Raw genomic sequence first — 25,527 nt, forward strand, 5'->3', positions numbered from 1 at the left:
GACGACCGGTAGACTGCCGGAGAACCACAGCAACCTTTAACCCCGTCCTGTGAGGCGGAGAAGGGAGCGGCGGATGAGCACGCGCACTGTGCTGCACCAGGCCGACATCGCCCGGGCCCTGACTCGGATCTCTCACGAGATCCTCGAGTCCAACAAGGGGCCGGAGGGACTGATCCTCCTCGGCATCCCCACTCGCGGCGTAACGCTCGCCCACCGCGTCGGACGCCTCATCGAGGAGTTCTCCGACGCCGTCATCCCGGTGGGCGCGCTCGATGTGACCATGTACCGCGACGACCTGCACCGCAACCCGACGCGCGCTCCACAGCCCACGCAGATCCCGCCCGGCGGAATCGATGGCCGAGTCGTCGTCCTCGTCGACGACGTGCTGTTCTCGGGCCGCAGCATCCGTGCGGCGCTGGACGCCCTGCAGGACATCGGCCGCCCTGCCGCGGTGCGCCTGGCCACGCTCGTCGACCGCGGTCACCGGGAACTCCCCATCCGGCCCGACTTCGTCGGCAAGAATCTGCCCAGTTCGCGAGACGAGCGGGTGAATGTGCACCTGGCCGAAGTCGACGGGCGCGAGGAGGTGACGATCGAGTCATGAGGCACCTGCTCGACACGAAGTCCCTCTCGCACGCCGACGCGCTGCGGATCCTCGACGTTGCCGAAGACATGGCCGACACGCAGCGCCGCGAGGTCAAGAAGCTGCCGACGCTCCGCGGCAAGACGGTGGTCAATCTCTTCTTCGAGGACTCCACGCGCACCCGCATCTCGTTCGAGGCCGCCGCAAAACGGCTCTCGGCCGATGTCATCAACTTCTCGGCCAAGGGCTCGAGCGTCTCGAAGGGTGAGTCGCTGCAAGACACCGCACAGACCCTGCAGGCGATGGGGGCGGATGCCGTGGTCATCCGTCACGGCGCCTCGGGGGCGCCGCGGACCCTGGCCACGAGCGGCTGGATCACCGCAGGAGTCGTCAACGCCGGCGACGGCACGCACGAGCATCCGACCCAGGCCCTCCTCGACGCCTTCACGATCCGCAAGCGACGTTTCGGTGAAGACAGTCGCGGACGCGACCTGGCAGGGCTGTCGGTCACGATCGTCGGCGATATCCTCCATTCGCGCGTCGCGCGCTCGAACGTGTGGCTGCTGCACACCCTCGGCGCGAACGTGACGCTCGTCGCGCCGCCGACGCTCATCCCGCAGGACGTGTCGACGTGGCCTGCCCGCATCTCGTACGACCTCGACACCGCGATCGCGGAGGGTCCCGACGCGCTCATGATGCTGCGGATCCAGCTCGAGCGCATGAACGCCGCCTATTTCCCCACTGAACGGGAGTATTCCCGTCGCTGGGGCCTGGGGGCCGACCGCCTCGCCGCCCTCCCGGCGGATAGCATTGTCATGCACCCCGGACCCATGAACCGGGGCATGGAGATCTCCGCCGAGGCCGCCGACTCGCCGCGTTCGACCGTGCTCGAGCAGGTCGCGAACGGCGTCTCGGTGCGCATGGCCGCGCTCTACCTGCTGCTGGCAGGTGCGGAGGATGACCTGAGCGGCCCGGGCCGCACGCCGAACGAGAAGGGGAGCACGCGATGACCGTGACTCGATCCGCCGCCGGCGGCACCGCGACCACCGAGACGCTCCTCTTCCGCGGGGCCAGGATCGACGGCTCGGACACGGCCGACCTTCTCGTCCGGGACGGCCTGATCGCCGAGATCGGCGCCGGTCTCAGCCACGCCGGAGCCAGCGTGGTCGACGTCGACGGCCTCGTCGCACTGCCGGGCCTCGTCGACCTGCACACGCACCTGCGCGAGCCCGGGTACGAGGCCTCGGAGACGATCCTCACCGGCTCGCGCGCCGCCGCCGCCGGGGGATACACCGCGGTGTTCGCGATGCCGAACACGTCGCCGGTCGCCGACACCGCCGGGGTCGTCGAGCAGGAGTTGGCGCTCGGCGAGGCCGCCGGCTTCGTGACCGTCCAGCCGATCGGTGCCGTCACGGTGGGGCAGAAGGGCGAGCGCCTCGCCGAGCTCGGTGCGATGGCCGATTCGCGGGCTCGCGTGCGCGTGTTCAGCGACGACGGCTTCTGCGTGTGGGATCCGCTCATCATGCGGCGCGCGCTGGAGTACGTGAAGGCGTTCGACGGCGTCATCGCCCAGCACGCGCAGGACCCTCGATTGACCGAGGGCGCCCAGATGAACGAGGGCGCCGTCTCGGCCGAGCTCGGTCTGGCGGGCTGGCCGGCGGTGGCGGAGGAGTCGATCATCGCGCGCGACGTCCTGCTGGCCGAGCATGTCGGATCCCGGCTGCACGTGTGCCACCTGTCCACGGCGGGATCCGTCGACATCATCCGGTGGGCCAAGAAGCGCGGGGTGAACGTCACCGCCGAAGTGACACCGCACCATCTGCTGCTCACTGACGAACTGGTGCGCGACTACGACGCGCGCTTCAAGGTCAACCCGCCGCTGCGCCGGGAAGAAGACGTCCTCGCGGTGCGCGAAGGCCTCGCCGACGGGACCATCGACATCGTCGCAACCGACCACGCACCGCATCCGGCCGAGGCGAAGGCCTGCGAGTGGCATGCTGCGGCCAACGGCATGGTGGGACTCGAGAGCGCGCTGCGCGTCGTGCAGCAGGCGATGGTCGACACCGGCCTCATCACGTGGGGCGACGTCGCGCGGATCATGTCGCGCGAACCCGCGCGGATCGGCCGGCTCGCAGAGCACGGCACGCCCCTCACGGCCGGGCAGCCGGCATCCCTCGTCTTCTACGACGCCTCCCCGGCGCGCACGTTCACGGCGGACGATCTGCGGGGCCGCAGCACCAACTCGCCCTACATCGGACGCGGGCTGCCGGGAGAGGTGCGCTGGACCCTCCATCACGGTGTCGTGACCGTCGCCGATGGCCGGCTTCTCGATCAGCCGGGGGTCCGAGCATGAGCCGCGAGGGCGCCCTCGCGATCATCGTGCTCGTCGCCGTGCTGCTGGTCGGAGCCGGCGCGTGGGCGTGGTGGCGCCGCACACGGCGTGACGCGCAGCCGCTCGTGCAGCCGGGCGACCTCGCCGTCGGCGCGCACGTGCGCGCGAGCTTCGACGTGCTCTACGTCGCCACGACGCGACACGACGCACCGCTGGAGCGAATCGCCGCTCCGGGCATGGCCTTCCGCTCGAAGGCGACGGTGACCGTCGCCGATGAGGGAATCGCCGTCGCGATGACCGGTCAGGCTCCGTTCGTGCTGACGGCGGAGCGCATCGTGGATGTCGGCCAGTCCACGGTCGCGATCGACCGAGTCGTCGAAGCCGGCGGACTCACCCGGCTGACCTGGCGCACCGACGCCGGATCGACCGTCGACAGCTACTTCCGACCCCAGGATGCCTCGGCCCGCGCCCTCGCCGACGCCGTGGCGGGCATCCTGAACCCGACCCAGACGGGAACCGACGCATGAACACCCTCTTCCAGACCGAACCGGCCGTCCTCGTGCTCGAGGACGGCACCCGCCACGTCGGGCGCGCCTACGGATCGCTGGGCACCACGCTCGGCGAGGTGGTCTTCGCCACCGGCATGACCGGCTACCAGGAGACCCTCACCGACCCGTCGTACGCCGGCCAGATCGTGCTGCAGACCGCTCCGCACATCGGCAACACCGGAATGAACGACGAGGACCCGGAGTCCCGTCGCATCTGGGTGGCCGGATACATCGTGCGCGACCCCTCCCGTGTGGTGTCGAACTGGCGCGCCGACGAGTCCCTCGACGACGCGCTCTCCCGTGACGGCGTCGTGGGGATCAGCGGCATCGACACGCGGGCCGTGACCCGCCACATCCGCTCGGCCGGCAGCATGCGCGGCGGGATCTTCTCAGGCGATGCAGCGGCGATCGATGCCGAAGAGCAGGTGCGCCTCGTGCGCGAGGCGCCGCAGATGGCCGGGCAGAACCTGTCGGCTGCCGTCTCGGTCGCCGCCGCCGAAGTGACGCCCGCCACCTCCGAGCGCATCGGCAACCTCGCAGTGCTCGACCTCGGCGTCAAGCAGGCCACCGTCGACAACCTCGCCGCACGCGGGTTCGACGTCCACGTGCTGCCGCAGGACGTCACGATCGAGCAGATCCGCGCGATCGACCCGGTCGCCGTCTTCTACTCGAACGGTCCGGGCGACCCCGCGGCGTCGGGCGATCACGTCGAGCTGTTGCGCGGCGTGCTCGACGAGCAGCTGCCGTTCTTCGGCATCTGCTTCGGCAACCAGCTGCTCGGCCGCGCCCTGGGCCTGGGCACCTACAAGCTTCCCTTCGGTCACCGCGGTATCAACCAGCCGGTGCTCGACAAGTCCACCGGGCGTGTGGAGATCACGGCACACAACCACGGCTTCGCCGTCGAGGCGCCGATCGACGGCGAGTTCGACAGCCCGAACGGCTACGGACGCGTCGAAGTGAGCCACGTCGGTCTCAACGACCAGGTGGTCGAGGGGCTGCGCGCCCTCGACATCCCCGCGTTCTCGGTGCAGTACCACCCCGAGGCCGCCGCCGGCCCGCACGATGCCAACTACCTGTTCGACCGCTTCCGCGACATGGTCGTGGCGCACCTGGAGAAGAAGAATGCCTAAGCGCGACGACATCACCTCCGTCCTGGTCATCGGCTCCGGCCCGATCGTGATCGGTCAGGCCTGCGAGTTCGACTACTCCGGCACCCAGGCCTGCCGCGTGCTGCGCGAGGAGGGCGTGCGCGTCATCCTGGTCAACTCCAACCCGGCCACGATCATGACCGACCCCGACTTCGCCGATGCGACGTACATCGAGCCGATCACCTGGCAGGTCATCGAGACGATCATCGCCAAAGAGAAGCCCGACGCGATCCTGCCGACGCTCGGCGGCCAGACGGCGCTCAACGCGGCGATCGACCTGCACAACCACGGAATCCTCGAGAAGTACGACGTCGAGCTGATCGGCGCGAACTTCGAGGCGATCAACAAGGGCGAGGACCGCCAGATCTTCAAGCAGCTCGTGCTGGACGCGGGCGCGGATGTCGCGGCATCCCGCATCGCCCACACGATGGACGAGGTGCTCGCGGCCGCGGACGAGCTGGGCTATCCGCTCGTCGTGCGCCCGTCGTTCACGATGGGCGGGCTCGGCTCGGGCTTCGCGTACGACGAGCGCGACCTGCGTCGCATCGCAGGTGCCGGCCTGCGCGATTCGCCCACGACCGAGGTGCTGCTCGAGGAGTCGATCCTCGGGTGGAAGGAGTATGAGCTCGAGCTCATGCGCGACACGGCCGACAACACGGTCGTGGTGTGCTCGATCGAGAACGTCGATCCCGTCGGCGTGCACACCGGCGACTCGATCACGGTCGCGCCGGCGCTCACGCTGACCGACCGCGAGTACCAGAAGCTGCGCGACATCGGCATCGACATCATCCGCGCCGTCGGGGTGGACACCGGCGGCTGCAACATCCAGTTCGCCGTCGATCCGGCCACCGGGCGCATCATCGTCATCGAGATGAACCCGCGCGTCTCGCGGTCGTCGGCGCTGGCGTCGAAGGCCACCGGGTTCCCGATCGCGAAGATCGCCGCCAAGCTCGCGATCGGCTACCGCCTGGACGAGATCCCGAACGACATCACGAAGGTCACGCCGGCCAGCTTCGAGCCGACGCTCGATTACGTCGTCGTGAAGGTGCCGCGGTTCAACTTCGAGAAGTTCCCCGCCGCCGACACGACGCTGACGACGACCATGAAGTCGGTCGGCGAGGCCATGGCGATCGGCCGCAACTACGCGACCGCGCTGCAGAAGGCGCTGCGATCGCTCGAGAAGCGCGGATCCAGCTTCCACTGGGGCGACGAGCCGCGTACCGCCGACGAGCTGCTCGAGATCGCCGCCGTCCCGACGGACGGCCGCATCGTGGTGCTGCAGCAGGCGCTGCGCAAGGGCGCCACGGTCGCGCAGGCGTTCGAGGCCACCGGGATCGACCCGTGGTTCCTCGACCAGATCGTGCTCATCAACGAGGTCGCCGAGTTCGTGCGGCAGGCCGGAGAGCTGGATGCCGCGACCCTGCGCATCGCGAAGGAGCACGGCTTCAGCGACGCCCAGATCGCACAGCTGCGCAGTACAGCCGGCGAGGTCGGCGAGGCGGAGGTCCGCGGCATCCGTCATGCCCTCGGCATCCGTCCCGTCTACAAGACGGTCGACACGTGCGCGGGGGAGTTCCCCGCCCTCACGCCCTACCACTACTCGAGCTACGACTTCGAGACCGAGGTCTCGCCGTCGGAGCGCACCAAGGTCGTCATCATCGGATCGGGTCCGAACCGCATCGGGCAAGGCGTCGAGTTCGACTACTCGTGCGTGCACGCGTCGTTCGCACTGTCGGACGCGGGCTACGAGACGGTCATGGTCAACTGCAACCCTGAGACCGTGTCGACCGACTACGACACGTCGGACCGCCTGTACTTCGAGCCGCTGACGCTCGAGGACGTGCTCGAGGTGCTCCACGCCGAGGCGCAGTCCGGCACGATCCTGGGCGTCGTGTGCCAGCTGGGCGGCCAGACGCCGCTCGGGCTCGCCAAGGGCATCGAGGACGCCGGCTACACGATCCTGGGCACGAGCCCGGCGGCGATCGATCTGGCCGAGGAGCGCGAGCAGTTCTCGCGGCTCCTCGACGAGGCGGGGCTCATCGCTCCGCGCAACGGCACCGCGATCGACGTCGACGGCGCGGTCGCGGTCGCGGAGGAGATCGGGTACCCGGTCCTGGTGCGGCCGAGCTTCGTGCTCGGCGGACGGGGGATGGAGATCGTCTACTCGACCGAGGCGCTGCGGGACTACTTCGTGCGGATCGCCGATCAGGCGATCATCGGCCCGGGAATGCCGCTGCTGGTCGACCGCTTCCTCGACGACGCGATCGAGATCGACGTCGACGCGCTCTTCGACGGCACCGAGCTGTACATCGGCGGCGTGATGGAGCACCTCGAGGAGGCCGGCATCCACTCCGGCGACTCCAGCTGCACCCTCCCGCCGGTGAGCCTCGGACGCACCGACATCGACCGCGTGCGCGTCGCGACGCACGCCATCGCCGAGGGCGTCGGCGTGCGCGGGCTGCTCAATGTGCAGTTCGCGATCTCGGCCGGCGTGCTCTACGTCATCGAAGCGAACCCGCGCGCGAGCCGCACCGTGCCCTTCGTCTCGAAGGCGCTGGGCATTCCGCTGGCCAAGGCCGCGTCGCGCATCATGGCCGGCAGCACGATCGCCGAGTTGAAGGACGAAGGGATGCTGCCGGCACAGGACGGGTCCCGCGTGCCGCTGGACGCGCCCGTGGCCGTCAAGGAGGCCGTACTCCCGTTCAAGCGCTTCCGCACCGCGGACGGGCAGACCGTCGATTCCGTGCTCGGGCCTGAGATGCGCTCGACGGGCGAGGTCATGGGGATCGACCGCGACTTCCCGACGGCGTTCGCCAAGTCGCAGGAGGCCGCCTACGGCGGCATGCCGCTGGAGGGAACGGTCTTCATCTCGGTGGCCGACAGCGACAAGCGCGCCGTCATCCTCCCGGCCCACCGCCTGCAGGAGCTCGGCTACGACCTCGTCGCGACCGAGGGCACCGCCGAGATCCTCGCCCGCAACGGCATCGCCGTGCGCGTGGTGAGCAAGTACTCCGAGACGCAGGAGTCCGGCGGCACGAACGTCGTGGACCTGATCAACGCCGGCGAGATCGACATCGTCGTCAACACCCCGTCCGGCGGGTCCGCCCGCGCCGACGGCTACGAGATCCGCGCGGCCGCGGTCGCCGGAGACAAGGCGCTCTTCACGACGATGGCCGTGCTCGGCGCCGCCGTCAGCGCCCTGCCGGTGCTGCGCGAGGGCTTCGCGGTGAGGAGCCTGCAGGAGTACGCGGCCGACCGCGAGGCGCGCCGATGACCTCGACGACCGTGACGAGCTCCTTCGGTGAGCGACTCCGTACGGCGATGGCCGAACGCGGGCAGCTGTGCGTCGGGATCGACCCGCACGTGCACCTCCTCGCGCAGTGGGGGCTGGATGCCTCGGCCGCCGGCGCCCGCGAGTTCGGGCTGCGCACGGTCGAGGCAGCGGCCGGTGCCGTGGGGGTCGTCAAGCCGCAGGTGTCGTTCTTCGAGCGGTACGGCTCGGCGGGCTTCGCAGCACTCGAGGACGTGCTCGCCGCCGCGCGCGCGGCCGGGCTCCTCGTGATCGGCGACGCCAAGCGCGGCGACATCGGCACGACCATGGACGCCTACGGCGAGGCGTGGCTGACGCCGGGCTCACCGCTGGAGGTCGACGCGGTCACCGTCAACCCGTTCCTCGGCGTCGGGACCCTGGAGGGCACGTTCGCCCTCGCCGAGAGCGCCGGCAAGGGCGCGTTCGTGCTCGCCGCCACCAGCAACCCCGACGCGTTCACCGCGCAGCGCGCACGTCTGGATTCCGCCGAGCCTCCGGGCGAGACGGTGTCGGGCGCGATCGTCCGGGAGGTGTCCGCGCGCAACGCCCGCGTGACCGCGCCCGGCCGGTGGGGCAGCATCGGCTTCGTCATCGGCGGCACGGTGGACTGGGCGGAAGCCGGCCTCGAACCGTTCGAACCGATCGCCCCGATCCTCGGCCCCGGGTTCGGGCACCAGGGCGCCGAGCCGGGGGATCTGCGGTCCCGCTTCGGTGCACTCGCCCCCGCGGTGATAGCGTCGGAGAGCCGCAGCATCCTGGCTGCCGGACCCGACCGGCTCGCCGCGCGCATTCAAGAGCGCGCCCTTCTCTACCGTGGTGACTGACATGCCTGATTCCCGCACCCCGCCCGAGGTCGACCGAGCGGCGGCATCCCGCCGCGCGGTCGCCGCACGCCGCGAACGCGCCGCCTTGAAGAAGGATGTCGCGATGCGGGTCATCACGCCGCAGGAGCTCCTGCGGCGTGCCCTCGCCGATCCGTCGGCACCAGCCGGCGCGATGCGCGTGCCGGAGTTCCTCACGGCCATCCCCGCCATCGGCGAGGGCAAACGCGACCGCATCCTGAAAGACCTCGAGATCTCGCCCGTGAAGCGTCTCGGCGGACTGGGCTCCCGGCAGCGCGAGGACCTGCGCCGGTTCCTCGACGAACGCTGGCCGGAGCTGCAGCCTCGCGACAGCCGGAGTCGCCTGGTCGTCCTGGCAGGGCCCACCGCGGTCGGCAAGGGCACGGTCGCATCGCATATCAAGGAGCACCACCCCGAGATCCACCTGTCGGTCTCGGCGACCACGCGCAAGCCGCGGCCCGGCGAGGTCGACGGCGAGCACTACTTCTTCGTCGGCGACGACGAGTTCGATCGCATGATCGCCGCCGGCGAGCTGCTCGAGCACGCGACCGTGCACAACGCGTATCGTTACGGCACGCCGCGCCGCCCCATCGAGGCCGCTCTCGCGGACGGACGAACGGTGCTGCTCGAGATCGATCTGCAGGGGGCGCGTCAGGTGCGCGCGGCCGATCCCTCGGCGACCCTGGTCTTCCTGCTCCCGCCCAGCTGGGACGAACTGGTCCAGCGGCTCGTCGGACGGGGCACCGAGGACGCGGCGGAGCGCGCCCGTCGGCTGCGCACCGCCAAAGCCGAACTCGCCTCGCAGGGGGAGTTCGACTACCGCGTGGTCAATGACGACGTGGCACGTGCAGCCGACGAAGTCGCTGCGCTCGCCCGGTGATCGACGCCCGGCCTACGTGCCGAGACTGAGGGCTCAGGTCTCTCGTCCGGGGTTTCCTCCGACGCCCATGCTCGAAGGACAGCGTGCGATCGGATCGCGCGCTGCTCCGACGACGAAGGGCCGAGGATGACCGGCGTACCAGACAGGCCCGTGCTGGGCAACCGACCCGCGGGGACGACTCGGCGCACTCTTCTGCTCGGCGGTGGGGCGTCGATTCTCGGCCTGGCGACCGTCGGCCTAGCCGCCTGCACGGCATCCGGCACGCCGGCCCCGACCCTCCCGACCGCCACCGGCGCGGGCGCGGGCGCGGGCGCGGATCCCACGCTCACCGGCATCGTGTTCGCCGACGGGGAGTTCGATGGCCAGCTGCTCCGCGCCCTCGACGTGATCCCTTATCGGGGCGCGGACTTCGGAGAGGCGTTCATCACCGCCCGCACCATCGCCGACGGAGACGAGGAGGCGTGGTTCGCGGCCTGGCAGGCACTCGCCGACCGTATCTACGCCGATGCCGAGCTCAGTCTCGCCGCCGGTCACCGAGTCAGCGCACGAGACGGCTTCGCGCGCGCAGCGACGTACTACCGCACCTCCGGGGTCTTCATGTACAAGCCCCCGATCGACGACCGCTTCGTACAGTCCTACCGGCAGCAGCAGGATGCGTTCCGCCGCGCTTCGGAGCTCATGGACTGGTCGATCCGGCCGGTGTCGGTGCCGTTCGACGGCCGACAGCTCGACGCCTACTTCGCGACCCCGCCGGGTTCCGGCCTCTTCCCCGTGGTCGTGCTCGTCGACGGCTACGACGGCACTCTCGAGGAGACATTCTTCGCCGGGGGCGCCGCCGCGCTCGAGCGGGGCTACGCGATCCTGATGATGGACGGTCCCGGCCAGGGCGGCGCGCTCATCGAGCAGGGGATGGTGTTCCGTCCCGACTGGGAGAGCGTGGTCGGCGCAGAGATCGACTGGCTCGTCGCACAGCCCGAGGTCGACGCGTCGCGCATCGCGCTGCTCGGTCGCAGCTGGGGCGGGTTCCTCGCGCCGCGCGCCGCAACGGCCGAGCATCGTGTGGCCGCGGTCATCGCGGACGCGCCTCAGTTCACGCCCGGCGCAGGTGCCAAGGATCTGCTCCCCAAGGAGTACCGGGACCGGTTCGATGAGCCGAGTGCAGAAGACGATGCGATCAACGAGGCGCTCTACGCCCAGATGGAGCAGTCGACCGCGCTGGCGTTCTCGATGAACCGCGGCATGCTCACCCACGGGGTGGAATCACCGCTGGCCTATCTGCGGGAGATGACCTCGTACTCGCTCGCCGGCATCGCGGCCGACATCACCTGCCCGGTGCTGCTGACGACGGGCGAGAACGATCCCCGGAACGGCGGCGCACAGGACCTCTACGACGCGCTCACATCAGCCAAGGAGTACATCCCGTTCCGCAACGCCGAGGGCGGCGGGCAGCACGACGAAGAGGGCGCTGCCCTGCTGTTCGGCCAGAGGGCGTTCGATTGGCTCGACGCCGCCCTCGCCCGCTGACGACGCCGGGGGACCGGCTCCAGGCGGTAGACTGATCGGATGCCACGTGCGCGGCCGCGCCGCGACGCCGATCGACATCCATTCCACCAGGAGGTTTCGCCATGGCCGGAACGAACCAGGGCATCATCGAGCCCCCCATCGACACTCTTCTCGAGAAGGTCGACTCCAAGTACCAGCTCGTGATCTACGCATCCAAGCGCGCCCGCCAGATCAACGACTACTACTCGGACCTGCACGAGGGCAACCTGTTCGACAACGTCGGCCCCCTCGTGGACTCGACGGTCGAAGACAAGCCGCTCACGATCGCGCTTCACGAGATCCACGAAGACAAGCTGCGACTTCGTCACGTCGAGTAGACCGCCGTTACGTCCCGGTGCCCCCGGGAGCGGACATGTCCGCTCCCGGGGGCATACTGGTGCCGGCACCCTTCCGATCTGGAGCATCGATGACCGACCTGCGTCTGTTCACGTCCGAATCCGTCACCGAGGGGCATCCCGACAAGATCTGCGACCAGATCTCGGACTCGATCCTCGACGCGATCCTGACCGAGGACCCCGATGGCCGAGTCGCCGTCGAGACGCTGGTGACCACCGGGCTCGTGCATGTCGCGGGAGAGGTGTCGACGTCTGCGTACGTCGAGATCCCCGCGATCGTGCGCAACGTGGTCAATCGCATCGGGTACACCTCCAGTGAGACCGGCTTCGACGGCGACTCGTGCGGCGTGAGCGTGTCGATCGGGGCTCAGTCCTCCGACATCGCCGCCGGCGTCGACAAGGCGTTCGAGCGTCGTGAGGACGGCTCGGAGGACCCCCACGACCTGCAGGGTGCCGGCGACCAGGGCATCATGTTCGGCTACGCCACCACCGAGACGCCCGAGCTCATGCCGATGGCGGCGTGGACGGCCCACCGCATGGCGGAGCGCCTCGCCGAGGTGCGCCGCTCGGGCGCTCTGCCGTTCCTGCGCCCCGACGGAAAGACGCAGGTCACGCTCGGTTACGACGGCCAGACGCCGAAGACCGTCGAATCGGTCGTGCTGTCGACGCAGCACAACCCCGACATCTCGCAGAAGGCGCTGCGCGCGGCGGTCCGTGCCGAGGTCATCGACCCCGTGCTGGAGTCGACCGGGCTGGACCTGCCCGACGTGCAGTTCTACATCAACCCGGCCGGCCCGTTCGTCATCGGCGGCCCCAAGGGCGACGCCGGGCTCACGGGCCGCAAGATCATCATCGACACCTATGGCGGCGCCTCGCGGCACGGCGGCGGCGCGTTCAGCGGCAAGGACCCGTCGAAGGTCGACCGCTCAGCGGCGTACGCGATGCGCTGGGTCGCCAAGAACGCGGTCGCGGCGGGGCTGGCTGAGCGGCTCGAGGTGCAGGTCGCGTACGCGATCGGCAAGGCGAAGCCGGTCGGCCTGTACGTCGAGACCTTCGGCACAGGTCGAGTGTCGGACGAGGCGATCACCCGCGCGATCCTCGAGGTGTTCGATCTGCGTCCGAAGGCGATCATCGACCAGCTGGACCTGCTGCGGCCGATCTACGCCCAGACGGCGGCGTACGGGCACTTCGGTCGCGAGCTGCCCGACTTCACGTGGGAACGCACCGACCGTGCTGACGCCCTCCGCGCAGCAGCGGGGCTCTGAAGAACGCCGCGTGAGCGCGGTGCGTGACGACGCACGACCCCGCGGGGGCCGGCAGTGACGGCCCGCCGGGTGGCGCGAGTGCTCATCGACTCGCCGTTGCCGCAACTCGATCGCCTGTTCGACTACGCGATCCCTGACGACCTCGCCTCCGACGCCGTGCCGGGTGTGCGGGTGCGCGTGCCGTTGCGCAGCGCCGGCAGGGTCGTCGACGGATACCTGGTCGAGGTCGGGGATCCAGATACCTCGGACCGGCCGCTCTCCGAACTCGACGCCGTGGTGTCACCGGTCCCGGTGCTCACCGCGGGTCTCTACGCGCTCGCCCGGCGCGCGGCAGACCGGGCCGCCGGGTCGGCGAGCGACATCCTGCGTCTCGCGATTCCGCGACGCATGGTGCGGGCCGAGAAGACGTGGCTCGCCGCCGAGGCACCGGCCCGGCCCGAGGTGACCGAGGAATCGGGAGCGTGGGCGCGCGAGGTCTTGTCGGCGTATCCGGGACTGGCTGAGGCCGTCGATGCCGGCGAACGACTGGCGGTGGACGCGCCACCGAGCCCCACGCAGCTGCCGGACGGTGCACCGGTCGGATCCTGGGCCGTGCTCCTCGCCGCGGCCGCGGTGCAGACGCTCGCAAGCGGGCGCAGTGCGATCGTGGCCATGCCGGATCATCGCGACCGCGCGCAGCTGGAAGCGGTGCTCGCGGCGCATGTGCCCGCCGAGGCGCTGGTGCGCGACGACGCGAAGCGAAGCGGCCCTGAGCGCTACGCCGCCTTTCTGCGCACACTGGCGGCAGTGCCGTGCATCGTGATCGGCAACCGGTCGGCGGTGTATGCGCCGGCGTACGAACTCGGGCTGGTCGCGCTGTGGGACGACGGCGATCCGCTGCTGGCCGAGCCGCTCAGCCCCGGAGTCCACGCGCGCGATGCCGCATTGCTGCGCCAGGAACTCGACGGGGGCGCGCTCATGTTCGCCGGACACACCCGCACGACCGATGTCGAGCGCCTCGTCGCGGTCGGGTGGGTGCGTGATCTCCCGGCCGCGCGCCGCCGCAGTCCGCGCGTCGTGCTGAGCGCGACGCGCGAAGGGGAGTCCCGCGGCGCGCGCGTTCCCTCATCCGCGTTCGCCGCGGCCCGCGCGGCGCTCGAGAGCGGACCGGTGCTCGTCCAGGTCGCGCGGCCCGGATACGCTCCGGTGCTCGTGTGCGCGCAGTGCCGGCATCCCGCCCGGTGCGCGCACTGCGGCGGACCGTTGCACGCAGCCCGCCCCGGCGCCGTACCCGCGTGCAGCTGGTGCGGCCGGGCGGCCACACGCTGGGCGTGCACGGAATGCTCGGGGACCCTGCTGCGGATGGCCTCCTCCGGCAGCGAGCGGACCGCGGACGAGCTGGGGCGCGCGTTCCCCGGCACCCGCGTGATCGTGGCCGACGGCGACCACCCGGTGCAGCAGGTGGACGCGCGGCCCGCGCTGGTCGTCGCCACCCGCGGCGCCGAACCGCTGGCCGTCGGCGGCTACCGCGCGGTCATCCTGCTGGACGGCGATCGGATGCTGCTCGCCGAGGACCTTCGCATCGGCGAGTCGTGCCTGCGCTGGTGGTCCAACGCCGCAGCGCTTGCCGCGCCTGGTGCGCCGGTGCACCTGGTGGGCGTGGGAGGTGCCGTCGCGCGTGCTCTGGCGACGTGGACGCACGCGGCGTACGCCCGCGCCGAACTGGCCGATCGTGCGCCGCTGCGCATGCCGCCCACCGTGCGGGTGGCAGCGGTGGACGGAGCGCGTCCAGCGGTCGATGCCGCGCTTGCGGAACTGCGGCGGTCCGTGCCGGAGCTCGATCCCGAAGCGGTGCTCGGGCCGCTCCCGCGCGGCGAGGCCACGCGGGCCCTGGTGCGGTTCGACTACGGGCTCGGACCGCGCGTCGCCGAGAGCCTTCGCGCATCCGTCGTCTCGGCAGCCGTGAAGGCGCGTCGTCCGGCGAAGGGACGCCCGGCCGGCCCCGCCAATACACTGAGAGTGCGGGTGGACGTGCCCGACCTCGATCTCTGATCCGCCACGCAGGGAGCTTCATGCGCCTCGTCTTCGCCGGCACGCCGGCGCCTGCCGTCCCGTCGCTTCGGCGGCTCGCGGCATCCGGTCACGACATCGCGGCGGTCATCACGCGTCGCGATGCGCCGCTGGGTCGCAAGCGCGTGCTCACGCCGTCGCCGGTGGCCGCCGCTGCCGTCGAACTCGGGCTCGACGTCATCCGTGCCGACCGCCTGGACGCCGCCGTCACCGAGCAGGTCGCGGCGCTGGCGCCGGACCTCGGAGTGATCGTCGCGTACGGCGGGCTCGTGCGCGAGCCCCTGCTGTCGGCACCGGTCCACGGCTGGATCAACCTGCACTTCTCGCTTCTGCCGCGTTGGCGTGGGGCCGCCCCCGTGCAGCACGCGCTCATCGCCGGCGACCGGCGCACGGGTGCCGGCGTGTTCCAGCTGGTTCCCGAACTCGACGCCGGAGACGTCTTCGGCGAGATCGCGCTCGACATCCCGGCGGACGCGACGGCCGGCGAGCTCCTCGACACACTCGCGCACGAAGGCGCCGAGCTGCTCGTCGACGTCGTCGAGCGCCTCGCACAGGGGACCGCGGTCGCTCAGCCGCAGCGGGGGCAGCCGACGTACGCGTCCAAGCTCGACGACGAGGATGGCCGCATCCGCTGGAGCGACCCCGCCGAGGCAGTGCTCGGCCGGATCCGCGGCGTCACCCCGGAACCGGGAGCGCACACGTCCGTCGATGGCTCGCGCCTGAAGGTGATCGCGGTCCGTCGTGCCCCCGCCGATGCTCCCGCCCTGCAGCCCGGCACGTTCGCGCTGCACGGTCGCGAGGTGGTGGCCGGCACGGGCTCCGTGCCGATCCTCATCGACACCGTGCAGCCGGCCGGCAAAGGCGCGATGCGCGCCGCCGACTGGTGGCGCGGCCTCCGCGGCACCGACACCGTGGTGGCGGCATGAGTGCGACGGTTGCCGCGCGCCGCGTCGCGTACGAGACGATCCGCGCGGTGCACGAGTCGGACGCGTACGCGAACCTGCTGCTGCCCACGTCGATCGTGCGCGCCGGACTGGCCGGCGCCGATGCGGCACTGGCCACCGAGCTCACCTACGGCACGCTGCGCCGCCAGGGCACGTACGACGCCGTGATCGCGATCGCCGCCGACCGCCCCGTGCACGAGATCGATCCCGCCGTCCTGGACGCACTGCGCCTGGGCGTGCACCAGCTGCTCTCGACGCGCGTCGCCTCGCACGCGGCCGTGAACGAATCCGTCGAGCTCGCGCGAGCAGCCGCGGGGCGCGGCGCCGCGGGATTCGCGAACGCGGTGCTGCGACGCGTGTCGCGTGACACGCCCGGCGATTGGATGACGCACGTCGCGGCGAGCGCGCGGTCGGACGACGAGCAGCTCGGACTGCTGTTCTCGCACCCGGTGTGGGTCGTCCGCGCTTTCAGGCGCGCGCTGGCCGCCGAAGGTCGCGCCGACGAGCTCGAAGCACTCCTCACCGCCGACAACGCGGCGCCGCGCGTCACGATGGCCGCGCTGCCGGGGCTGGCCGAACCTCCCGAGGATGCCCGGCGCACGCCGTTCTCGCCGATCGGGTTCCGCCTCGGCGGCGGCGACCCCGAGGGGATCGTCCGGGGCTCGGGCGGACGCATCCGCGTGCAGGACGAAGGCTCGCAGCTGGCGGCGCTCGCACTGACCCGCGCCATGCCGGTCGGCGCCGGGGAACGGTGGCTGGATCTGTGTGCCGGGCCGGGCGGCAAGACCGCGGTCCTGGCCGCCGAGGCACTCGCGCACGGCGCCTCGCTCGAGGCCAATGAGATCTCACCGGCGCGGGCGGGACTCGTCCGCCGGGCGCTGGAGGGGGTGCCCCTGGAGGTGCCGGTGTCGGAGCAGGACGGACGTGTCCGCGCTGCCGAAGCCCGCGACACGTACGACCGCATCCTCGTCGACGCCCCGTGCACGGGGCTCGGCGCGCTGCGCCGACGCCCCGAGGCGCGCTGGCGGAAGGCGCCGAGCGACGTGCCTTCGCTGACCGAGCTGCAGCGCGAGCTGCTCGACGCCGCGGTCGGCGCCCTCAAGCCCGGCGGTGTCGTCGCATATGTCACCTGCTCGCCGCACCTCGCCGAGACGGCCGGCGTGGTCGCCGACGTGCGTCGCGAGTGGGGAGCGGCGATCGAAGAGATCTCGGCCCGCGATGTGATCGCGACGCTGTCGGATGCCGATCCCGGTCTTCCGGAGCAGGCTGACGGCAGCGGCCGGGCACAGCTGTGGCCGCACCGGCACAACACCGACGCGATGTCGGTGACGCTGTTGCGCCGCGTGTGATCTGTCGGGTCACGGCCGGGCGCCCGAGTGGTGCTCGACCATAATGGACGCGTGCCCACCACTGACCAGACCGGCCGCGAGGTCGGCATCCGGATCAATCCCAGCGTCCTCGCCGCCGACTTCGTCAACATGCAGGCCGAGCTGGCGCGCATCGCCACCGCCGACTTCGTCCATGTCGACGTCATGGACAACCACTTCGTCCCGAATCTGACGTTCGGGCGCCAGATGGTCGAGCGCATCCAGGCCACCAGCCCGGTGCCGCTCGATGTGCACCTGATGATCTCCGATCCCGATCGGTGGGCTCCGGGTTATGCCGAGCTGGGGGCGGCATCCGTCACGTTCCACCTCGAGGCGGCCACCGAGCCTGTCGCGCTCGCGCGGCGCCTGCGGTCGATAGGAGCGCGGGCGGGGGTCGCCGTCAAGCCCGCGACGCCCGTGGACGGGCTGTTCGACCTGCTCGACGACTTCGACCAGATCCTCGTCATGACCGTGGAGCCCGGCTTCGGTGGGCAGTCGTTCATGCCCGAGACGATGCCGAAGCTGCGTCGCCTGGCCGACGAGGCGCGGCGCCGAGGCTCGTCCGTGTGGCTGCAGGTGGACGGCGGGATCGGCGAGTCCACGATCGCTCAGGCTGCCGAGGCGGGCGCCGACACCTTCGTCGCCGGCTCGGCGGTCTTCGGTGCAGACGATCCCACGAACGCCATCGCGGGTCTCCGCGCCGCCGCGAAACAGCATCGGGTATGAGCGATCAAGAGGTCCCGGCCCGCCGGGGCATCCGGCGCGTCCTCGACGCCTACAGCGGCGAGCACGCCGTGTACGGCCTCGTCCTGGTCACCGCGCTCATCGCGGTCGGCTGGGAGGACGAGACCGACCTCGAGGTGCTGATCTTCGTCGTGGGGACGGTCCTGGTGTTCTGGCTCGCTCACATCTACGCCGCTGTCGTCGCGAGCCGCGCGTCCCGGCCCGCGAAGCCGCTCGGCACGGCCGTAGCCGATGGCGTGCGCCACTCGTCGGGCATGGTCGTCGCGATGCTGGTGCCCGCCGTTCTGCTCCTCCTTGGGGCGACGGGGGTCGTCGAGGAGTACACCGCGTACTTCCTGGCCCTGGGGAGCGGGGTCGTGCTCCTCGCGGTCATCGGGTACGCCAACGCCGCGCGCAACGGCAGCCCGCTGGGCTGGCGCATCCTCGGCACCCTCGCGACGACGGCCCTCGGGCTGCTCGTGGTCGGACTCAGCATCCTCGTCCACTGACGTCACGCGGGTCCGCGGGTCATCCCAGTGGCGATAACCTGGCATGGTGAAGACGTTCGACACGCTGTTCGCCGAGCTCGCCGCGAAGGCGGCCGAGCGGCCTGAGGGATCGGGTACCGTCGCGCAGCTGGACGCGGGCGTCCACGCCATCGGAAAGAAGATCGTGGAAGAGGCCGCCGAGGTGTGGATGGCGGCCGAGTACGAGTCGACGGATGCCGCAGCCGAGGAGATCTCGCAGCTGCTGTACCACCTTCAGGTGCTGATGCTCGCGAAAGGGCTGACCCTCGAGGATGTCTACCGACATCTCTGAGCGCGCATCCCCGTCCGCCCACGAACCCGAAAGCCCCGCTGCCATGCTGCGAATCGCCGTGCCGAACAAGGGCTCGCTCGCCGAGACCGCCTCCGAGATGCTTCACGAGGCCGGCTACACCGGTCGCCGCGATCCGAAGGACCTGCACGTCATCGACCCTCAGAACGAGGTCGAGTTCTTCTATCTGCGCCCCAAGGACATCGCGACCTACGTCGGCTCCGGCGCCCTCGACGTGGGCATCACCGGCAGAGACCTGCTGCTCGACGCCCGCATGCCCGGGGCGCGCGAGATCGAGGCGCTGGGCTTCGGCGATTCGACGTTCCGCTTCGCGGGCCCGCCCGGCCGGTTCTCGACGGTGAAGGATCTCGAGGGCGTGCGCGTCGCGACCGCGTATCCCGGTCTCGTCGACGGCTTCCTCGACGATCACGGTGTGGCCGTCGACCTCGTGCCCCTGGACGGCGCCGTCGAATCGGCGGTCAGGCTCGGGGTGGCGGATGCGGTGGCCGACGTGGTGTCGACCGGAACCACGCTCCGTCAGGCGGAGCTCGAGATCTTCGGACCGGTGCTCCTGCAGTCCGAGGCGGTTCTCATCACGGGCCCGACCGACGTCGAGGCGACGCAGACGCTGCTGCGGCGCCTGCGCGGCGTGATGGTCGCCCGCCGCTATGTCATGGTCGACTACGACCTCCCCGCCGAGCTCGTCGACGAGGCGGTGAAGATCGCGCCCGGCGTGGAGTCTCCGACCATCTCGCCGCTGCGGGATCCCGCGTGGGTCGCGGTGCGCGTGATGGTGGCCCGCACCGGGGTCAACCACGTGATGGACGCGCTGTACGCCATGGGCGCGCGCGCGATCCTGGTGACGGCGATCCACAACGCGAGGCTCTGATGCCTGAGGTGATGCCATGAGCCTGGTCTGCCGTGTGATCCCCTGCCTGGACGTGGCCGCGGGCCGGGTCGTCAAGGGCGTGAACTTCCAGAACCTGCGCGACATGGGCGATCCGGTCGAGCTCGCGGCGGAGTACTTCCGTCAGGGCGCCGACGAGATCACCTTCCTGGACGTCACCGCGACCGTCGACGACCGCTCCACGACGTACGACGTGGTGCGCCGCACGGCCGAGGAGGTGTTCATCCCGCTCACCGTGGGCGGCGGAGTGCGCTCGACCGACGACGTCGCCCGGCTGCTCTCGGTCGGCGCCGACAAGATCGGCGTCAATTCGGCGGCGATCGCGCGTCCAGTCCTCCTCGACGAGATCGCCGACCGGTTCGGCGCACAGGTGCTCGTGCTCTCGCTCGACGTCAAGCGCACCGACAAGACGGAATCCGGCTTCGTGGTGACCACGCACGGCGGACGCACCGAGACGAGCCTCGACGCCCTCGCGTGGGCGCGCGAGGCGATCGAGCGCGGCGCGGGCGAGCTCCTCGTGAACTCGATCGACGCCGACGGCACGAAGCAGGGGTTCGACCTCGAGCTCGTCGCACTCATGCGGGAGCTGTCGAGCGTTCCGGTCATCGCCTCCGGGGGAGCCGGGCGCGCAGCCGATTTCGGCCCCGCCATCGAGGCGGGTGCCGACGCCGTGCTGGCAGCATCCGTCTTCCACTCCGGCCAGCTGACGGTGGGCGACGTCAAAGCCGCCATCGCCGCTGCGGGAATCGCCGTCCGAGAGGTGCCGTCATGACCGAGTCCGTCGACGAGCGCGTGGGCAGGGTCGCCTTCAACGGCGACGGCCTCGTTGCCGCGATCATCCAGCAGTGGGACTCGCGCGAGGTGCTCATGCTCGGCTGGATGGATGCCGAAGCCCTGCGCCGCACACTCAGTGAAGGTCGTGTCACCTTCTGGTCGCGTTCACGCCGCGAATACTGGCGCAAGGGCGACACGTCCGGGAACATCCAGCTCGTGCGCGGCGCCCGCCTCGACTGCGACGGCGATGCCATCCTCGTCGAGGTCGAGCAGGTCGGTCCGGCGTGCCACACCGGCACGCGGACGTGCTTCGACGCCGATGACCTGGACCCCGTCGTGGCGGAGCGCCAGGCGTGATCCGCCGCGCCCGCCTGCTGGCGGTGGTGGTCACCGTCGCGTGCGGCGCGATCGGCGTCATCTCTTCGACGCAGACATGGCTGACAGCGGTCCTCGACGACGGCGTGGAGCACGCGCTTGAGGTCCCCGGCGCCTCGGCCGTCCCGGTGCTCGCGCCGCTGAGTCTCGCCGTGCTCGCCCTGGGAGCCGCGCTGTCGATCGTCGGCCTCGTGCTGCGGTACGTGTTCGGCGCGCTGTCGGTGCTGATCGGCCTGGTGCTGGCCTGGCTGAGCGCGCAGGTGGCGTTCGCACGCCCGGTCTCGGCCGTGGCGTCCGTCGTCACGGAATCCACCGGCATCGCCGGCGAGTCGTCGGTATCGGATCTCGTCGCGTCGATCACGGCGACGCCATGGCCCGCGATCACGCTCGCGGGATGGGTTCTGCTCGTCGCGGCCGGCTTGTTCACCGTCGCCACAGCGCGGAAGTGGACGGCCACCGGACGCCGCTACCGCACGGAGGAATCCGCCCGTTCCGCGTCCGGCGGATCCCGGCCGCACGACGCCATCGACGACTGGGACGACCTGTCGCGTGGCGAGGATCCCACCACCTGACCGCTAGACTGGCGGCATTCCGCGCTTTTCCAGGAGGACACCCATGAGCAACAACATCGGCGATCCCGGCCACGGACACTCGCCCGCAGCCTGGACGGCCGTCGTGATCATGCTCGTCGCCGTCACCCTGGGAGTGGTCTTCTACTGGTTCGACATGCCCGCTCTGGTGTGGGCATCCGCCGCGCTCCTGGTCGTCGGGCTCATCGTGGGCTGGGCGCTCGCGAAGGCGGGCTACGGCGTGAACGGCTCGAAGTACACCCCGAAAGAGCACTGATCATGCTCGCCGACCTCACGGCCGGCGCGGTTGAGGACGCCGAGCGACGCGCGTCGGCACGCCCGGTTGCGGCGGTCGAGGCCGCAGCTCTCGCACAGCCACCGGCCCGCGACGTCCTCGCCGCTCTCGCCCCCGCTGATCGCGTGAAGATCATCGCCGAAGTCAAGCGTGCCAGCCCGTCCCGCGGCGATCTGGCGGAGATCCCCGACCCCGCGCTGCAGGCCCGCCGGTACGAGGAAGGCGGCGCCTCGGCCATATCGGTGCTCACCGAGGGGCGCCGGTTCAAGGGGAGCCTCGCAGATCTCGAGGCTGTCACCGCTGCGGTGTCGGTGCCGGTGCTCCGCAAGGACTTCATCGCGACCGAGTATCAGGTGCTCGAGGCGCGCGCTTCCGGCGCCGACCTGGTTCTGCTGATCGTCGCGGCACTCGAGCAGGACGTGCTCCAGCGGCTGCACGGGCTCGCCCTCGAGCTCGGCATGACGCCGCTGGTCGAGACGCACTCGAAGAGCGAGATCGACCGCGCCGCCGACATCGGCGCGCGACTGGTCGGTGTGAACGCGCGCGACCTGTCGACATTCGAGCTGGACCGCGACCTCTTCGGCCGCCTGGCCGATCGCATCCCCGCCGACGCCGTCAAGATCGCCGAGTCCGCAGTGCTCGCGCCCGCCGATGTCGCCCACTACCGCGCGGCCGGTGCCGACGTGGTGCTCGTGGGGGAGGCCCTCGTGACGAACGACCCCGTGTCCACCCTGCGCACATTCCTGGAGGCCGGCGCATGACTCTTCGCCAGGCGCCCGGACCCCTCTTCGGAGAGTTCGGCGGCCGCTTCATGCCCGAGTCGCTCATCGCCGCGATCGATGAGCTGACCGAAGAATACGAGGCCGCCAAGGCCGACCCGGCGTTCCAGTCCGAGCTCGCGCGCCTGCTGCACTCGTATGCGGGGCGGCCGTCGCCGATCACCGAGGTGCCGCGCTTCGCCGCCCACGCCGGCGGCGCGCGCGTGTTCCTCAAGCGCGAGGACCTCAACCACACCGGCTCGCACAAGATCAACAACGTGCTCGGGCAGGCGCTGCTGACCAAGCGCCTCGGCAAGACGCGCGTCATCGCCGAGACCGGTGCCGGGCAGCACGGCGTCGCGACCGCGACGGCCGCCGCACTGTTCGGCTTCGACTGCACGATCTACATGGGCGAGGTCGACACCGAGCGCCAGGCGCTGAACGTCGCGCGCATGCGCCTGCTCGGCGCCGAGGTGATCCCCGTCACGACCGGCTCACGCACCCTCAAGGACGCGATCAACGAGGCGTACCGCGACTGGGTGGCGAGCGTCGAGACGACGAACTACATCTTCGGCACGGCCGCCGGCCCGCATCCGTTCCCGGCGATGGTGCGCGATTTCCAGAAGGTGATCAGCGAAGAGGCGCGCGCCCAGCTGCTCGAAGAAGCCGGACGACTTCCGGATGCCGTCCTCGCGTGCGTCGGCGGCGGCTCGAACGCGATCGGCATGTTCGACGCGTTCCTGGACGATGACGGTGTCGCTCTGTACGGGGTGGAAGCCGCCGGCGACGGCGTCGACACCGACCGCCATGCCGCGTCCATCGAACGCGGCCGTCCCGGCGTCCTCCACGGCGCGAAGACCTTCGTCCTGCAGGACGAGGACGGCCAGACCATCGAGTCGCACTCGATCTCGGCCGGGCTGGACTACCCGGGCGTCGGCCCGGAGCACGCGTGGCTCGCGTCGATCGGGCGGGCGCAGTACATTCCCGCCACTGACGATGAGGCCATGCAGGCGCTGCGCCTGCTCTCCGAGACGGAGGGCATCATCCCGGCGATCGAGTCGGCGCACGCCCTTGCCGGCGCCCTCCGGGTGGGGCGTGAGCTCGGTCCCGACGCGATCCTCGCGGTGTGCCTCTCGGGCCGCGGCGACAAGGACATGGACACCGCCGCCCGCTACTTCGAGCTGTACGACGCCGCCGTCGTGGATGCCGCGCCGGCGGACGAGGCGGCCAAGGGAGAGGGCACCAAGCTATGACCTCGCGGGTGGCCGCGGCGATCGACGCCGCACACGCCGCGGGACGCGGCGCCTTCATCGGCTATCTGCCGATCGGCTTCCCCGATCTCGAGACCAGCATCGAGGCGGCGGTGACCCTCGCCGAGAGCGGCGCGGATGTGCTGGAGCTCGGACCGCCGTATTCCGATCCGGTCATGGACGGCACCGTCATCCAGGAGGCGACGCAGGCCGCGCTCGCAGGCGGATTCCGCCTGCGAGACACGTTCACCGCCGTGCGTGAGATCACCCGACGAGTGGATGTTCCGGTGCTCGTCATGACGTACTGGAATCCGGTGCTGCAGTACGGGGTCGACCGTTACGCGGACGACCTGGCGGCCGCCGGCGGCGCGGGGCTCATCACACCCGACGTCACGCCCGAGGCTGCGCCGGAGTGGATCGCCGCCAGCGAGCGGACGGGCCTCGACCGGGTCTTCCTCGCCGCCCCGACGTCGACCGACGAGCGTCTGGACCTGATCATCGCGAACTCGACCGGTTTCGTGTACACCGTCTCGACCATGGGGATCACGGGGGAGAGGGAGCAGCTGGATGCCGCGGCCCGGACGCTCGTCGCTCGGCTTCGTGAGCGCGGCACGACGAGTCCCGACGGTGTGGTGCGCGCATGTGTGGGCATCGGGATCTCCAACGCGGCGCACGTGAGCGGCGTGCTCGAATACGCGGACGGCGCGATCGTCGGCACGGCACTCGTTCGCGCACTGCGGGACGGCGGCCTGGAGGGCCTCTCCGCGACCGCGCGCTCCATCGCTTCGGGCACCACGCGGGCCTCGAACTAGACTTCTGAGGTCGGCCGCCGCCGAACTCCCACCAGCAAGGACACGGTTCTGCCATGATCACCGCCGCCGCGAGCGTCGTCGCCAGCATCCCGAGCCCGTCGATCAGCTACTTCGACTTCGGTCCGCTGCGTATCCACATCTACGCCCTCTGCATCATCACGGGCATCATCATCGCGGTGCTGCTGACCAACCATCGCCTCACAAAGCGCGGCGCCGAGCCGTGGGTGGTCATCGACATCGCGCTGCTCGCGGTGCCGCTGGCGATCATCGCGGCCCGCATCTACCACGTCGTCACGCACTGGGACTTCTACTTCGGCGAGGGGGCGAACCCGCTCTCGGCGCTGTACATCTGGGAGGGCGGCATCGCCATCTACGGCGCCCTCATCGGCGGCGCGGTCGGCGCATGGCTCGGATGCCGATGGACCGGAATCCGGTTCTGGACGTTCGCCGACGCACTGGCGCCGGGTCTTCTGCTGGCACAGGCCATCGGCCGCTTCGGCAACTGGTTCAACCAGGAGCTCTTCGGCCTGCCGACGGATGTCCCGTGGGGTCTCGAGATCGACTATCCGAACCCCGCTTGGCCGATCGGGCTGCCCGAGGGCACCCTCTTCCACCCGACGTTCCTGTATGAGGTGCTGTGGAACGGCCTGGGCGTGCTGGTACTGCTGTGGGTGGGCGCCCGCTTCCGCCTGCAGTGGGGCCGGCTGTTCGCGCTCTACCTGATCTGGTACAGCGCCGGCCGTATCGTGTGGGAGTCGATCCGCATCGATCCGAGCGACATCTTCCTCGGCATCCGCACGAATGTGTGGGCCGCCATCGCCGGGGTCGTCCTCGGACTCGTGATCTTCTTCGTGCAGAAGCGCCGCCATCCCGGATACGAGCCGTCGCCGTATGTCCCCGGACGCGAGTGGACGCCGGAAGGGGCTGTACAATCGCAGGACACCGACGACTTCGTCGACGTCAGCGAACCCCCGACGTCCGTCGTCGACGAACGGGCGCCACAAGCGCAGCCGTGAGCCGGGCTCTCACTCAGAGCCGCCACGATCAACGCGGTCTTCCCCCGAGAACGCGCCCCAGGGCCG

Annotated in this window: 26 protein-coding genes; all 26 read left to right on the plus strand. The window is 70.7% G+C overall.

Going from position 1 to position 25,527, the window contains the following annotated elements:
• Positions 1 to 73 precede the first annotated feature (73 nt).
• The 26 genes from pyrR (at position 74) to lgt (ending at position 25,461) form a co-directional block, all read left to right on the plus strand.
• The gene (pyrR, locus tag ACLKM7_RS11545) at positions 74 to 604 is read left to right on the plus strand and encodes a bifunctional pyr operon transcriptional regulator/uracil phosphoribosyltransferase PyrR (RefSeq protein WP_168913888.1); all 531 of its coding nucleotides are present in this window, start codon (positions 74 to 76) and stop codon (positions 602 to 604) included.
• The gene (locus ACLKM7_RS11550) at positions 601 to 1,593 is read left to right on the plus strand and encodes an aspartate carbamoyltransferase catalytic subunit (protein ID WP_436447318.1); all 993 of its coding nucleotides are present in this window, start codon (positions 601 to 603) and stop codon (positions 1,591 to 1,593) included. The genes pyrR and ACLKM7_RS11550 overlap by 4 nt, the downstream gene beginning before the upstream one ends.
• On the plus strand, positions 1,590 to 2,936 hold the full coding sequence (locus ACLKM7_RS11555; RefSeq protein ID WP_436447319.1) for a dihydroorotase: 1,347 nt from the start codon (positions 1,590 to 1,592) through the stop codon (positions 2,934 to 2,936). The genes ACLKM7_RS11550 and ACLKM7_RS11555 overlap by 4 nt, the downstream gene beginning before the upstream one ends.
• Positions 2,933 to 3,442 carry a hypothetical protein gene (locus ACLKM7_RS11560; RefSeq protein WP_436447320.1) on the plus strand — a complete coding sequence of 170 codons (510 nt, stop codon included), beginning with the start codon at positions 2,933 to 2,935 and terminating at the stop codon, positions 3,440 to 3,442. Before ACLKM7_RS11555 ends, ACLKM7_RS11560 begins: the two co-directional genes overlap by 4 nt.
• Positions 3,439 to 4,593, plus strand: a complete 1,155-nt coding sequence (gene carA, locus ACLKM7_RS11565; protein WP_436447321.1) for a glutamine-hydrolyzing carbamoyl-phosphate synthase small subunit — start codon at positions 3,439 to 3,441, stop codon at positions 4,591 to 4,593. Before ACLKM7_RS11560 ends, carA begins: the two co-directional genes overlap by 4 nt.
• On the plus strand, positions 4,586 to 7,885 hold the full coding sequence (gene carB, locus ACLKM7_RS11570) for a carbamoyl-phosphate synthase large subunit (RefSeq protein ID WP_436447322.1): 3,300 nt from the start codon (positions 4,586 to 4,588) through the stop codon (positions 7,883 to 7,885). The genes carA and carB overlap by 8 nt, the downstream gene beginning before the upstream one ends.
• The gene (gene pyrF, locus ACLKM7_RS11575) at positions 7,882 to 8,745 is read left to right on the plus strand and encodes an orotidine-5'-phosphate decarboxylase (protein ID WP_436447323.1); all 864 of its coding nucleotides are present in this window, start codon (positions 7,882 to 7,884) and stop codon (positions 8,743 to 8,745) included. Before carB ends, pyrF begins: the two co-directional genes overlap by 4 nt.
• A 1-nt stretch (position 8,746) precedes the next feature.
• Complete coding sequence (gmk, locus tag ACLKM7_RS11580) at positions 8,747 to 9,643, plus strand: guanylate kinase (protein ID WP_436447324.1); 897 nt, start codon at positions 8,747 to 8,749, stop codon at positions 9,641 to 9,643.
• A 126-nt stretch (positions 9,644 to 9,769) separates the two neighbouring features.
• Positions 9,770 to 11,167, plus strand: a complete 1,398-nt coding sequence (locus ACLKM7_RS11585) for an alpha/beta hydrolase family protein (protein ID WP_436447325.1) — start codon at positions 9,770 to 9,772, stop codon at positions 11,165 to 11,167.
• 101 nt (positions 11,168 to 11,268) lie between these two features.
• Entirely contained in the window at positions 11,269 to 11,523 is a 255-nt protein-coding gene (gene rpoZ, locus ACLKM7_RS11590; RefSeq protein ID WP_168913881.1) for a DNA-directed RNA polymerase subunit omega, read from the plus strand.
• Between the two features lie 89 nt (positions 11,524 to 11,612).
• Positions 11,613 to 12,806, plus strand: coding sequence for a methionine adenosyltransferase (metK, locus tag ACLKM7_RS11595; protein WP_436447326.1), 1,194 nt, complete (start codon positions 11,613 to 11,615; stop codon positions 12,804 to 12,806).
• Between the two features lie 54 nt (positions 12,807 to 12,860).
• Positions 12,861 to 14,837, plus strand: coding sequence for a primosomal protein N' (locus tag ACLKM7_RS11600; protein ID WP_436447327.1), 1,977 nt, complete (start codon positions 12,861 to 12,863; stop codon positions 14,835 to 14,837).
• Between the two features lie 20 nt (positions 14,838 to 14,857).
• Complete coding sequence (fmt, locus tag ACLKM7_RS11605; protein ID WP_436447328.1) at positions 14,858 to 15,781, plus strand: methionyl-tRNA formyltransferase; 924 nt, start codon at positions 14,858 to 14,860, stop codon at positions 15,779 to 15,781.
• The gene (locus ACLKM7_RS11610) at positions 15,778 to 17,148 is read left to right on the plus strand and encodes an RsmB/NOP family class I SAM-dependent RNA methyltransferase (protein ID WP_436447329.1); all 1,371 of its coding nucleotides are present in this window, start codon (positions 15,778 to 15,780) and stop codon (positions 17,146 to 17,148) included. Before fmt ends, ACLKM7_RS11610 begins: the two co-directional genes overlap by 4 nt.
• A 51-nt stretch (positions 17,149 to 17,199) precedes the next feature.
• Positions 17,200 to 17,892, plus strand: coding sequence for a ribulose-phosphate 3-epimerase (gene rpe, locus ACLKM7_RS11615; protein ID WP_436447330.1), 693 nt, complete (start codon positions 17,200 to 17,202; stop codon positions 17,890 to 17,892).
• The gene (locus tag ACLKM7_RS11620; protein WP_436447331.1) at positions 17,889 to 18,398 is read left to right on the plus strand and encodes a hypothetical protein; all 510 of its coding nucleotides are present in this window, start codon (positions 17,889 to 17,891) and stop codon (positions 18,396 to 18,398) included. The genes rpe and ACLKM7_RS11620 overlap by 4 nt, the downstream gene beginning before the upstream one ends.
• A gap of 46 nt (positions 18,399 to 18,444) precedes the next feature.
• Entirely contained in the window at positions 18,445 to 18,708 is a 264-nt protein-coding gene (locus ACLKM7_RS11625) for a phosphoribosyl-ATP diphosphatase (RefSeq protein ID WP_168913874.1), read from the plus strand.
• 43 nt (positions 18,709 to 18,751) lie between these two features.
• Entirely contained in the window at positions 18,752 to 19,594 is an 843-nt protein-coding gene (gene hisG / locus ACLKM7_RS11630) for an ATP phosphoribosyltransferase (RefSeq protein ID WP_436447332.1), read from the plus strand.
• A gap of 16 nt (positions 19,595 to 19,610) precedes the next feature.
• Positions 19,611 to 20,384, plus strand: a complete 774-nt coding sequence (hisF, locus tag ACLKM7_RS11635; protein ID WP_436447333.1) for an imidazole glycerol phosphate synthase subunit HisF — start codon at positions 19,611 to 19,613, stop codon at positions 20,382 to 20,384.
• Entirely contained in the window at positions 20,381 to 20,743 is a 363-nt protein-coding gene (gene hisI, locus ACLKM7_RS11640; RefSeq protein WP_436447334.1) for a phosphoribosyl-AMP cyclohydrolase, read from the plus strand. Before hisF ends, hisI begins: the two co-directional genes overlap by 4 nt.
• The gene (locus ACLKM7_RS11645) at positions 20,740 to 21,333 is read left to right on the plus strand and encodes a Trp biosynthesis-associated membrane protein (RefSeq protein WP_436447335.1); all 594 of its coding nucleotides are present in this window, start codon (positions 20,740 to 20,742) and stop codon (positions 21,331 to 21,333) included. The genes hisI and ACLKM7_RS11645 overlap by 4 nt, the downstream gene beginning before the upstream one ends.
• 43 nt (positions 21,334 to 21,376) lie before the next feature.
• Complete coding sequence (locus ACLKM7_RS11650) at positions 21,377 to 21,607, plus strand: DUF6704 family protein (protein WP_436447336.1); 231 nt, start codon at positions 21,377 to 21,379, stop codon at positions 21,605 to 21,607.
• A gap of 2 nt (positions 21,608 to 21,609) precedes the next feature.
• The gene (gene trpC / locus ACLKM7_RS11655; RefSeq protein WP_436447337.1) at positions 21,610 to 22,386 is read left to right on the plus strand and encodes an indole-3-glycerol phosphate synthase TrpC; all 777 of its coding nucleotides are present in this window, start codon (positions 21,610 to 21,612) and stop codon (positions 22,384 to 22,386) included.
• Positions 22,383 to 23,636, plus strand: coding sequence for a tryptophan synthase subunit beta (gene trpB / locus ACLKM7_RS11660; protein ID WP_436447338.1), 1,254 nt, complete (start codon positions 22,383 to 22,385; stop codon positions 23,634 to 23,636). The genes trpC and trpB overlap by 4 nt, the downstream gene beginning before the upstream one ends.
• Complete coding sequence (gene trpA / locus ACLKM7_RS11665; protein ID WP_436447339.1) at positions 23,633 to 24,445, plus strand: tryptophan synthase subunit alpha; 813 nt, start codon at positions 23,633 to 23,635, stop codon at positions 24,443 to 24,445. Before trpB ends, trpA begins: the two co-directional genes overlap by 4 nt.
• Before the next feature lie 53 nt (positions 24,446 to 24,498).
• Complete coding sequence (gene lgt, locus ACLKM7_RS11670) at positions 24,499 to 25,461, plus strand: prolipoprotein diacylglyceryl transferase (RefSeq protein WP_436447340.1); 963 nt, start codon at positions 24,499 to 24,501, stop codon at positions 25,459 to 25,461.
• The last annotated feature ends 66 nt before the right edge of the window (positions 25,462 to 25,527 follow it).

Origin of the sequence: Microbacterium sp. I2, assembly GCF_051364985.1 — a bacterium.
In the GTDB taxonomy this organism is placed as follows: Bacteria; Actinomycetota; Actinomycetes; order Actinomycetales; family Microbacteriaceae; genus Microbacterium.